This window comes from bacterium (assembly GCA_030655055.1).
Classification (GTDB): Bacteria; Edwardsbacteria; AC1; order AC1; family EtOH8; genus UBA5202.
Genome location: JAURWH010000160.1, coordinates 1 through 11,226, shown reverse-complemented (window position 1 = coordinate 11,226; position 11,226 = coordinate 1). Strand labels below are relative to the sequence as shown.

11 protein-coding genes are annotated in these 11,226 nt (G+C 54.5%); all 11 read left to right on the top strand.

What is annotated here, in order from left to right; genetic code table 11:
* Positions 1–1,464 (top strand): DNA topoisomerase (locus tag Q7U71_07675; protein MDO9391635.1); only part of this gene is annotated, 1,464 nt, incomplete at its 5' end.
* A 113-nt stretch (positions 1,465–1,577) separates the two neighbouring features.
* Positions 1,578–2,699 (top strand): carboxypeptidase regulatory-like domain-containing protein, encoded by a 1,122-nt coding sequence (locus Q7U71_07670; GenBank protein ID MDO9391634.1) that lies wholly within the window; start codon positions 1,578–1,580, stop codon positions 2,697–2,699.
* A 181-nt stretch (positions 2,700–2,880) separates the two neighbouring features.
* Complete coding sequence (locus Q7U71_07665; GenBank protein MDO9391633.1) at positions 2,881–3,270, top strand: hypothetical protein; 390 nt, start codon at positions 2,881–2,883, stop codon at positions 3,268–3,270.
* A gap of 69 nt (positions 3,271–3,339) precedes the next feature.
* On the top strand, positions 3,340–3,945 hold the full coding sequence (locus tag Q7U71_07660; GenBank protein MDO9391632.1) for a tRNA-uridine aminocarboxypropyltransferase: 606 nt from the start codon (positions 3,340–3,342) through the stop codon (positions 3,943–3,945).
* A gap of 231 nt (positions 3,946–4,176) precedes the next feature.
* Positions 4,177–5,523, top strand: coding sequence for a methylenetetrahydrofolate--tRNA-(uracil(54)-C(5))-methyltransferase (FADH(2)-oxidizing) TrmFO (gene trmFO / locus Q7U71_07655; GenBank protein ID MDO9391631.1), 1,347 nt, complete (start codon positions 4,177–4,179; stop codon positions 5,521–5,523).
* Positions 5,524–5,603: 80 nt separating this feature from the next.
* On the top strand, positions 5,604–6,512 hold the full coding sequence (locus Q7U71_07650) for a hypothetical protein (GenBank protein MDO9391630.1): 909 nt from the start codon (positions 5,604–5,606) through the stop codon (positions 6,510–6,512).
* A gap of 16 nt (positions 6,513–6,528) precedes the next feature.
* Positions 6,529–7,536: a glycosyltransferase family 9 protein gene (locus Q7U71_07645; protein MDO9391629.1), complete on the top strand. Its 1,008-nt coding sequence runs from the start codon at positions 6,529–6,531 to the stop codon at positions 7,534–7,536.
* Between the two features lie 24 nt (positions 7,537–7,560).
* Positions 7,561–8,556 (top strand): hypothetical protein, encoded by a 996-nt coding sequence (locus tag Q7U71_07640; protein ID MDO9391628.1) that lies wholly within the window; start codon positions 7,561–7,563, stop codon positions 8,554–8,556.
* On the top strand, positions 8,549–9,562 hold the full coding sequence (locus Q7U71_07635; protein ID MDO9391627.1) for a glycosyltransferase family 9 protein: 1,014 nt from the start codon (positions 8,549–8,551) through the stop codon (positions 9,560–9,562). Before Q7U71_07640 ends, Q7U71_07635 begins: the two co-directional genes overlap by 8 nt.
* 282 nt (positions 9,563–9,844) lie before the next feature.
* Positions 9,845–10,843, top strand: coding sequence for a lipopolysaccharide heptosyltransferase II (gene waaF / locus Q7U71_07630; GenBank protein ID MDO9391626.1), 999 nt, complete (start codon positions 9,845–9,847; stop codon positions 10,841–10,843).
* A 21-nt stretch (positions 10,844–10,864) separates the two neighbouring features.
* Positions 10,865–11,226: tetratricopeptide repeat protein (locus tag Q7U71_07625; GenBank protein ID MDO9391625.1), on the top strand; the 362-nt coding region annotated here is incomplete at its 3' end.

The window sequence follows — 11,226 nt, the reverse complement described above, 5'->3', positions numbered from 1 at the left end:
TTGCAGCAGGCGGCCTTCAGGGCCTTCGGCTATTCGGCCAAGAAGACCATGATGCTGGCCCAGCAGCTGTACGAGGGCATTGAGCTGGGAGACGAGGGCGCCACCGGACTGATCACCTACATGCGGACCGACGCGGTGCGGCTGGCCCCGGAGGCCGTGGCCTCGGCCCGGGAATACATCAAGGAGAAATTCGGGGCCGGGTATCTGCCGCCGGAACCGCTGCACTACAAATCCCGCAAGGGGGCCCAGGAGGGCCACGAGGCCATCCGGCCCTCGGCGGTGGAGCGCCACCCCGACAAGATCAAGGGCTATCTGACCCCGGAACAGCACAAGGTCTACGGCCTGATCTACAGCCGCTTTTTGGCCTGCCAGATGAACCCCGCCGTATACCTGGCCTCCACCGCCGACATCGCCTGCGGCAAATACCTGTTCCGGGTCTCGGGCAACACCCTCAAGTTCAACGGCTTTCTGGCGGCCTACGGAATAGAGGAGGACGACTCGGCCGAATACGGCGACAGCAAGAGCCTGCCGCCGTTGACCAAGGGCGAGACCTTGAAGCTGGCCGAGCTTCTGCCCAAGCAGCATTTTACCGAGCCGCCCCCGCGCTACAACGTGGGCAGCCTGATCAAGATCCTGGAGGCCCAGGGCATCGGGCGGCCTTCCACCTACGCCACCATCGTCAGCACTTTGGTGGACCGGGAATACATCCTGCAGGAGCAGGGCCGGTTCTCGCCCACCGAGCTGGGCCAGGTGGTCAGCCGGATACTGGTCGAGAAGTTCCCCGACATCTTCGAGGTCCAGTTCACCGCCGACATGGAGAACGAGCTGGACAAGATAGAGCAGGGCAAGCTGGACCGCCTGCAGGTGCTGAAGGATTTCTACGCCCCGTTCTCCAAGGACCTGAAGGCGGCCGAGGCCGGCAAGGCCGAGATGAAGAAATCCCTGGAAGAAAAAACGGATATGAAATGCCCCAACTGCCAGGCGCCGATGATCATCAAATGGGGCCGGTTCGGCAAGTTTTACGCCTGCTCCAATTATCCCGAGTGCAAGACCACCAAGCCGCTGGAGGAGGAAGAGGACCAGAAGATAGACGCCGGGACCTGCGACAAATGCGGCAGCCCCATGGCGGTCAAGCGGGGACGGTTCGGGAAATTTTTGGCCTGCTCCAATTACCCCAAGTGCGAGAACATAAAATCCATCACCACCGGGGTGCCCTGCCCCGAGCCGGGCTGCACCGGCGAGCTGACCGAGCGCCGCAGCAAGCGGGGCAAGAACTTCTATTCCTGCAGCCGCTATCCCGACTGCAAATACGCCAGTTGGAACAAGCCGGTGAACCAGGCCTGCCCCAGCTGCGGGTTCGGGCACCTGTCCCAGAAATACAGCAAGGCCAAGGGGAATTACGTGGCCTGCACCAAATGCAAATACGAACCTGAGGAGAAAAAAGAGGGAGAATCCAAGGAATAGCCGGTTTCAAAGCGGTCCGCCGTCAGGCGGGCCGCTTTTTTGCTTGACTTTTGCAACCGGCTTTGTTATAAATACAAGGTTATACCACCTGAATAATTTTAGGAGGGTTGGTCATGCAAGGAATCTCTGTCCAGTTATTTCTGGCAACGGCGGGCCTATGGCTGGCAACAGCGGGGATCGTCCGGGCCCAGGCTCCGGCACCGGGAACGATTGTCGGGGTGATCAAGGACCGTGAATCCGGCGCTCCCATGAAAGGGATGATCACTTTCCCCGGCCTGAACCTGGCGGCCCTGGTCAGCGACAGCGCCGGAAATTACAAGGTGGACCTGGCGCCCGGAGAGTACAAGATGCATATCTACGCCAACGGCTACCGCTGGATAGAGCGCAAGCTGACGGTAACTTCCGGCAAGACCGAACAATGGGACCTGACCTTAAAACGCAAGGAGGCGGTCATTACAGGCACGGTGCTGGATTCGGCCACGGCCGTTCCCATCAAAGCTCATATAACCAACCTGGGATCCATCCCGGTGGACCTGTCCAGCGGGGCAGACGGGAGATTCCAGACAACGGTAAGGCCCGGTGCCTACCAGTTCAGTTTCGCCGCCCCGGGCTACAGGGCAGAGGTCAAGAACCTGAGCCTTAAGGACAAGGCCCAAAGCCAGCTGGATGTAAAGCTGGCCAGGTCAGGTTCATCGGCCGCCGGAAGGTGGCAGGTCATGCTGGGGGGCGGTGTGATCAAAGCCATGGGAGGAGTGCTTTCCGAAGGCAGCTACGGCTACATGATAAAGCTGGGGGCCGGCTTCAACCTGAACGACAAATTCACCTTTGTCCTCAACGGGGGATACGGCAGCAACAAGTTGCGGGAGACCGTCTGGGAGGCAAATTACGAGTTGTACCAGACCAACTACATCGATGCCGAGATAGACGCCCGCTACAAATTCCATTTCTTTGAAAAGGTCACGCCTTATGTGCTGGCCGGGGGCGGGATCCTTTACTGGGAGAACATGTACAACGGAGCCGCATATCTTGACCCGGCCACCGGGGAAGAACAGAAGGCGGCCAGCCCAATCATTGCCGGGGGCGCCGGGATGGAATACCGGATCACTCCGGCCATCTTCCTGTGGGCCCAGGGCAAGGGGGGGATGTTCCTGAGCGGCGGCAAGATCACCACCGGGTCGGGGATCAAGGACAACCTGCTGGCCGAAGCGTCTTTGGGAGCGGGATACAAATTTTAACAGTTTTAACCAAGCCTGAGAAAAAGTGCATTCGCCCCGGAATATCCTTTATACTAAAAAGCCTCCCCAACTGCCTTGGCGCAGGACCCGGGAGGTTTTATATTCAGTCGCAGGGGCAGTTAATTCCGGGCGCACTTATTTTTTGTCAAAAACATTAACATAGATATTGAATTTTTGCATCATGAAAAATATCGATCCGGTAAAGTTCACAGCAATGAGCGAGATCAGCATGGGCTCCCCCTACAATGCGGGCAAGGTGAGAGTGGATGGTTTTGATCATCCCTGCCTGGATCAGGGCGGTTTTCAGGACCGCTATGTTTACGATCAATCAAAACAGCGGCTGATCCTGGTCCGCTGGGATAAGGGCTACAATATTCCCGGATTTCATCTGTTGATGCTTGATTTGAAAAAACAAAGAATATACCGATCCCCCGTCATGTTCGGCTGCTGCCGGCTTATTGCCATGGAAGAAGGGGGCGTAAACATGGAAATATTTGACCGGGGTAATGTTTTAAACAAGAATTTTAAATTGGCAATGATCAACCAGGCCATAACCCACGATCCCTGCTGATGGAGATTGAAATATTATTTGGATAGTTGCTGCCGCAACGGGTAACTGATAAATGATTAAGCCCAATCAATGCGCCATAAAACGGACAATAAGCCCCGCTGTCCCCGCTGCCGGCTGCACCTGGAACTATGCATCTGCGGCCAGGCCCCGGAATTCGATCTGGCCACCAAGGCGGTGGTGATAATGCATTACGCCGAGGAACGGCGCAAAAGCAACAGCGGCCGCCTGGCCCGGCTGGTGCTGAAGAACTCCGAGATATTCCTGCGGGGCCTTCGTGACGGTCCCCCCGCCCCGGAACCTTCGGAAAAATATCCAAACTCGCTGGTGCTTTTCCCCGGGGCCGGTTCGCAGGAACTGAATGCCGGATTTCTGAAAACCATTCCCCGGCCCATAACTTTGCTCCTGGCCGACGGCAACTGGAACCAGGCCGGGCACATGGTCAAGCGCGAACCGCTGATGAAGGAGGCGATCAAGGTCCACCTGCCGCCGGGCGCCCCCACCCGCTACCGGCTGCGCAATGCCCAGGAAGCGGAGGGCCGGATCTGCACTTTTGAGGCTTTAAGCCGGGCGCTGGGGATCATTGAAGGGCCGGAAGTTGAGCAAAGACTCAGCGAGTTCTTTTATCTTTGGGTGTCACGTAGCCTTAAGATGAGAGGCCGGCCGGATGATATCTGAAAATAAAACCCCCGCCACAGGCGGGGGTTTTATTTTGACGAATATTTTCCCAAGATACTTTTTTCTATCCGCAGATTAACGCAGACGATAACCGTTCAATTTTATGACATGTAAAACAATATTATTTAATCTGTGTGAATCTGCGAAATCTGCGGATGAGAATACTTGGGCAAGTTGTTATAATCATTTTGCCTTGATTTTAATCCGGATTTGGTGTATCCTTAAAAATACATGACAGACTTAAAGACAATATCCATCATCGGCGGGGGGCTGGCCGGGTGCGAGGCGGCCTACCAGGCCGCCTCGCGTGGGCATCAGGTCAACCTGTACGAGATGCGCTTCACCGGAAAGTCGGAGAAACCGGCCCTAACCACTCCGGCCCACCAGACTGGGCTTTTGGCCGAACTGGTCTGCAGCAATTCCCTTAAATCCACCGAGCCGGGCAATGCCCACGGACTGCTTAAGGCCGAGCTGGCTTTGCTGGATTCCCTGCTGCTGAAATGCGCCAATAAAGTATCGGTGCCGGCCGGCAAGGCTTTGGCGGTGGACCGGGACCAGTTCGCTTTGGCGGTGACCCGGGAGATCGCGAACCTTCCCAACATAACGGTCATTTCCCAGGAACAGTCTTCCATCCCGGAAGGCCCTGCCATCATCGCCTCCGGGCCGTTGACCTCGGACAGGCTGTCGCTGGCCCTGGCCGGTATGCTGGGCGAGCAGGGAATGTTCTTCTTCGACGCCATCGCCCCCATCATTGAGGCCGGGTCGCTGGACCATTCCAAGATGTTCAAGGCTTCGCGCTATTCAGACGAAGAAGGCCAGTACTGGAACGCGCCGCTGACCAAGGACCAGTACTTAAGTTTTGTTGACGAACTGGTAAAGGCCCAGCGCCACCAGCCCCATGATTTTGAGGCCGGGCATTACTACGAAGGCTGTCTGCCGGTGGAGGCCATGGCCGAGCGGAATGTCAATTCCCTGCGCTTTGGGATGATGAAGCCCGTCGGGCTGTTCAACCCCCACGAGGGGCGCCGGCCCTATGCCGTACTTCAGTTAAGGCAGGAGAACCAGGAAGGCACCATGTTCAACCTGGTGGGCTTTCAGACCCAGCTCAAGATCTCTGAGCAGCAAAGGGTGTTCCGGATGATACCCGGCCTGGAAAAGGCGGAATTCCTGCGCTACGGCAGCATGCACCGCAACACCTATCTCAACGGGCCAAAACACATCCAAAACAGCATGCAGTCCAAGGCCAGGAACGACCTGTTCTTTGCCGGGCAGATCACCGGGGTGGAGGGCTACGTGGAATCCATCGCCACCGGACTGCTGGCGGGCATCAACATCTGCCGCTATCTGGATGGCCTCCCGCTGCTGGTTCCCCCGCCGTTGACCATGCTGGGCTCTTTGTGCAAGTATGTGTCCGAAGGGGGGACCGGGAAAAGCTTTCAGCCCATGAACGCCAATTTCGGGCTGCTGCCGCCGCTGGATAATTCCGTTCACTCCAAGAAGCTGAGATATGAGGCTTATTCGCAGAGAGCGCTGGAGGCTATGGGAGAACTTACGGGAGAAACAAGTCAAACTCAATAACCCCACCCTGCCCTCCCCTCGAGGGGAGGGGAAGGGAGAGGTTAAAAAAGTACGATCCAAACCCCAAGGAGACTTTCAATATGGATTACACCAAGATAATCAAGGACTCCTGGAACATGTCCATCAAGCACCGCTATCTTTGGGTCTTTGGGGTGTTCGCCGGGATGGGCGGCGGATTGTCGTCCCCCGGTGATATGAAGGACATCAAAAGCAACGAATACTTATCCACCGGCTGGTCCTGGCTGTGGGAGCATCCGGCCATCGCCATTATGATCGCAATTGGTCTTGGGGTACTGCTTTTGATCCATTTCATCCTGGCCTTCGTCTCCTACGGGGCGCTGATCAAAGGCGCGGCCCAGGTGGAGCAGGAGGGCAAGAGCAATTTCGACGATTCCCTGGCCGCCGGGCTGAAATACTTCTGGCCCAACGTGGGGATCTCCCTGATGATCGGCCTGATGATGCTGGGAGTGATCGCCCTGGCCATGCTGCCGTTCATCGTGATGCTGGTAGCCGGGGGCGACGGACTGAAAATAGTGGCCGTGATCTGGCTGATACTATGTATTCTGCCAATATTGCTGGCCGTCTTCGTACTGGTGCTGGTGGCGGCCCTGGCCGCCAGGATCTGCGTGCTGGAGGACAAAGGGGTAATGGATTCATTGAAACTGGCCTGGCAGATGGGCAAGGCCAACGTCTCCGAATCAGCCACGCTGGGGGCCATCTCCATAGCTCTGGGTATCGGCATCTCCATAGCGGTAACGGTCGGGGTGATAGCCCTGGCCATTCCCTTCATAATCCTGGGACTGATAAACATCTGGCTGGGATTGGTGCCCGGCGGGCTGGTGGGCATTGTTCTGATACTGCTGCTGGCCTGCGTTTACGGGGTCTTCACCTCGGCCTACTGGACGCTGGGTTACCTGCAGATCAAGTCCAAGAACGCCCCCGCTCCCCAGGTTGTCGCTCCTGTCATTCCGGCGGCTGAAGCTGTCTGACCCACAGAAAATATTAGTGGTCCGCCAGGACCGGCTGGGCGATGCCCTCAGCGCCGTGCCTCTTTTAAAAGCGCTTAAGACAGCAAGGCCGGGGGCGCACATCACTTTTATGGTGACCAAGCCTTTGGCGGAGCTGTTCTTTGGCCAGCCCTTTTTGGACGAGGTGATCATCTGGACAAACGGCCTTTGGCCTTTGATCAAAACATTGCGCCGGGGCCGTTACGATGTCCTGCTGATGCTGCATCCTTCAAAGCTTTTGGCCTGGGCGGCGCTGTTTGCCGGAGTCAGGCAAAAGGCCGGGCTGGGCTTCAGGCCGTATTATGTTTTGACGGGCTTTAAACATTCGCATAGAGGCCGGAGGTCGGGCTTCGATACTGCCTGCGGCAACTCAGCCCTCCACGGAGCGTTTCAAGACGAAGGCCTCGTCATTCACGAGACAGAATACAACTTTTCCGTGGCCCGCAGTTTGTTTGAACTTTCGGAAGAGATCGAGCCGCCGAAGATATTCTTAAACAACATCGAAATGTCCGAGGCCCGTAATGTCCTAATGTCAATGGTTGTCCAAACGCCCATCGCCATACTCCCTGCCAACAGGGGTTCCTCGGCCAACTGGCCGCCGGAGAGATGGGGCGAGCTGGTCCGGAAATTGGTGGAAGCCAAGAAGGAAGTACTGATCCTGGGCGGGCCGGGGGAGGAAGAGATACTGAATAAAGTAAAAGGCGATACCAATGTGCCCATTGCCGGGCCACAGCTGACCTTGCGGCGGCTGGCTGCAATTTTGGCAAATTGCCGGCAGGTGCTGGGCAGCAGCACCGGCACCCTGCACCTGGCCGCGGCGGCGGGTGCCAAAACGGTGGGGCTTTTTTGCCCGGCGCCGGCCAGCCGCCCGGAACGCTGGAGACCGCTGGGGGAAGGGCATGTTCAGTTGGTACCGGAGGAAGATTTCTGTAAGAACTGTCGGCCCAGTGCCAAGTGCGATTTGAATGGGATCGAGACAGAGGCGGTCTTAAAGTTTGTTGTATAAATAAATCAGAATAAGGGATCCACAATGAAACGAAAAAATATCTTAATCATAGCATTGCTCCTAACTATTGGCGCTAATAGTTTTGGGCAATCATCTGAGAAAAACGATCAATATACTTACACAAGAAATGTTGTCCGAACATTTACTTGGGGCGATGGCGACTACCAGCTTGGTTACAGAAAAAACAATGGTGGCGATTATAGTGAAAGCGTTGGGCCGACCAGTATAGTGGTTAGCCAAAACGGTGATATATACATTCAAGACTATGCAAACAACAGAATACTAAAATATAGCAATATTGGTGAATACATAAGAACTTATTATTATTGCAATATGGGGCCGATAGCGGTTGATAGCAAGGATAACTTATATGTAGAACTAAGGGGTAATTATATCCAAGGAGTTGATAAAGAGGGTATCAGTATTGGTGGTTTAAGTTATTCTTTGCCAGCAAGTGCATATAGTAAGATGGCTGTTGATGAAACCAAAAACAAAGTCGCGATGTGGGACCCAATGATTGGCGGAAGTAAATGCATAATAGACAAACCAGATTTAAACGGTCCTTTTTGTACTTCTAAACAAAAAGGTTTTGCAGTTAGTCGGGATATAACTTCAAAGGAATTTAAAAATATTGTGCATACTAGGGATAGCAATTATTATTATTTAAACGGGACTATCATCATAATGCCCTTTTATAGGGAAAAACAAATTAAGATTGTAACTGCAAAAGATAGAATTAGGCACTTATGTTTTCTTAAAGAGAATAAACAAGGGGATATGTTGATGCAGGTTGATGTAACTAATAATGCTAAATATTTAAAAAAAGCTATTATACTGGATTCAAAAAGCAAAGAATCAATATTAATTGATATAGACCAAGATGAAAGAATTTATTTTTCACAAGACTATGGTGATTTTTTGTTGGATATGGATGAAAACGGCAATGTATATCATTTGTGGATACAATCAGATGGGGCAACTCTAATAAAATGGTCCAGAACAGAAATAACCAATGAATAAGTACCTTCTCATCCGTCTGGGCGCCATCGGCGACATTGTGCTGGCCACCGCCGCCATTGAGACCATCTCCCAAGCCGAACCCGGCTCTCAGATAGACCTCGTCTGCAAGGCCAGGTTTGCCGGGCTTTTAAAGGGCCACCCCAAGCTGGCCAACATTCACGGCTTTGACGAAACCGGCCGGCACCAGGGCCTGCGGGGGCTGTTGCTGTTCATTCATGAACTCAGCGCCAACAAATACAACTTCATCATAGACCTGCAGAACAACCCACGCAGCCGGATGATCACCCTTTGCCTTAACGCCGGGAAAAAGATCCACTGGCCCAAGGACACCTGGCGCCGCCGGATGCTGGTCTGGGGACAGGGCAGTGGCAAAACTTATAAGACAGTGATCCAGCGCTACCTGGCGGCGGTGGAGAAGGCCGGGGTCAAACAGCCCGAGGCCAAGCCCAAGCTGTATCCGGCGGCCGATCCGTCCATCAAACTGCCGCAGGGAGGGTTCATAGCCATAGCGCCGGGCGCGCACTGGCCGACTAAGCGCTGGCCGGGATACTCGGAACTGATCTCTAAAATGGGAAGTGGGACCCTTCGACAAAGCTCAGGGCAAGAATATAAAATAGTTATTGTTGGGGATAAGAACGACAGGGCCGTCGTTGAAGAGATCATAAAAGCTTCGGGGGCAAATGCCACCAACCTTTGCGGCTTGCTTGATCTGGCACAATTGACCTATGTTCTGTCCAAGGCAACACTGCTGGTCACCAACGACACCGGGGCCATGCACATCGCCGAGGCGGCGGGGACGCTGGTCATAGCCATCTTCGGGCCCACGGTCAGGCAGTTCGGCTTTGCGCCCTGGCGGCCGGAGAGCAGGGTCATCGAAACCGAACTGGACTGCCGGCCTTGCGCCCTGCACGGTTCAAAGAAATGCCCCAAGGGCCATTTCAACTGCATGAAACTTATCACTGCCGAGCAGGTACTTACGGGGATAGACAGGATTAACATGATTTAACGGGAGTAAATTTACCCGAATATCAAATCTACTTAGGTTTGGACTTTGGCAAATTTACTAAACCTGCCGATCTTGTCACCCTGAGGTCTCTTCCTTGCCTTACAATTTGAAGGGTAGACAATGCCATCTTTCAATTTGTCAGGCAGGCAATGCATCTCAAGATGACAGTATTCCTGTTTTTGTCAAAGTTCAGTTAGGTTTAAAAGTGATTATAAAGGGTAATAGCCTTGTTGAAAAATCCTGTAAATCCTGTCAAAAAAAGAAAACGTAAAATATATTCGCATGAATTCTGCTGAACAAAAAATCATTATCCGCGTGCCAAACTGGATCGGCGACGCCGTGGTCTCCACCGCCTTCGTGGCGGCCTGCGCCAGGGAGCATCCCGGGGCGTCCATCATGGTGCTGGCCCATCCTCGGGTGGCGGCCCTGTTTGAGAACGACTCGGATATCCAAAACATCATCAAACTTTCTCCCGAAAGATCCCTCTGGCAGGCCGCCCGGGAACTGAAAAAAGAGAAGTTCGATGTCGCGTATATCCTGCCGATCTCTTTTTCCTCGGCCCTGATGGCTTTTCTGGCAGGCATCCCCAAGCGCATCGGCTACAGCACCGAGGCCCGGGGATTTTTGCTGAATGAAAGACATAGATATAATCAGCATTATTTCCGCAGCCGGCACATCATCCTGGATTTTCTGAAACTGCTGGGCAGGGAGGAGGCCGTCAATGCGCCCGGGATATTCCTTTCACCGGAAGAGATGAAGTGGGCCGGGGAATTCCTGGTATCCAACAATCTTCGTACCGGAAATATCACCGGCTTTGGCCCGGGCGCCACCTTTGGCCCGGCCAAGCGCTGGCCCAGGGAGAACTGGGTGGAGTTGGGCAGGGAACTGGCAAACAGAGGGCAGCAGATCTTGATCTTCGGCTCTGGCGAGGAGACCGAGCTTTGCGGACAGATCGCCCGGGACATCGGTCCCAAAGCGCTGAGCCTGGCCGGAACGGCTTCACTGCGCCAGAGCGCGGCCCTGCTCTCGCTTTGCTCGGAATTCATCACCAACGACACCGGGGTGATGCACCTGGCGGCGGCTGTTGGCACCAGGGTAACGGCCATCTTCGGCTCCACCAACCCGGTCTGGACCAAACCCTGGGGGGAAAAGCACCGGGTGATATATAATGGTGAACCCTGCAGTCCCTGCTACCAAAGGGAGTGCCGGTACGGGCATTATGATTGCCTAAAGAAGATCGGGGTTGGGGATCTGCTGGACCAGGTTCTTAAAGGACAATGAATTTCAGTACGACGGAAGAACTTGAAATATTCCTCGCACCATAGATACAAAATTCAGGGTGTTTGGCTGAGCGACCAGGCCGGCAAACGGTTCTACCCGGACAAACTGTTTCTGGAAAAGGCCAGGCTGCTTGAAATGCTGGGCCAGCCTGCGGCGGCCGGGGAGATATACCGGAAGAACATCGAGGCCGCCGGCCGGATGGGCTCGGATCAGTCCGTTTCCAGGTCCCTGACCGGGCTGGGCGGGCTGCTGACGGACCAGGGAGATTATGAAGGATCATTGTCCCTGCTGAGACAGGCCGAGGACATCAATATCCGGCTGGATGAAAAGAACGGCCTGGCCGATGTTTACAACAAGATCGCCCATGTCTACGGGAACAAGAG

Coding starts and splice junctions, on each gene's coding strand:
- Q7U71_07670 (MDO9391634.1), top strand. CDS start 1,578: ATGCAAGGAATCTCTGTCCAGTTATTTCTGGCAACGGCGGGCCTATGG.
- Q7U71_07665 (MDO9391633.1), top strand. CDS start 2,881: ATGAAAAATATCGATCCGGTAAAGTTCACAGCAATGAGCGAGATCAGC.
- Q7U71_07660 (MDO9391632.1), top strand. CDS start 3,340: ATGCGCCATAAAACGGACAATAAGCCCCGCTGTCCCCGCTGCCGGCTG.
- trmFO (MDO9391631.1), top strand. CDS start 4,177: ATGACAGACTTAAAGACAATATCCATCATCGGCGGGGGGCTGGCCGGG.
- Q7U71_07650 (MDO9391630.1), top strand. CDS start 5,604: ATGGATTACACCAAGATAATCAAGGACTCCTGGAACATGTCCATCAAG.
- Q7U71_07640 (MDO9391628.1), top strand. CDS start 7,561: ATGAAACGAAAAAATATCTTAATCATAGCATTGCTCCTAACTATTGGC.
- Q7U71_07635 (MDO9391627.1), top strand. CDS start 8,549: ATGAATAAGTACCTTCTCATCCGTCTGGGCGCCATCGGCGACATTGTG.
- waaF (MDO9391626.1), top strand. CDS start 9,845: ATGAATTCTGCTGAACAAAAAATCATTATCCGCGTGCCAAACTGGATC.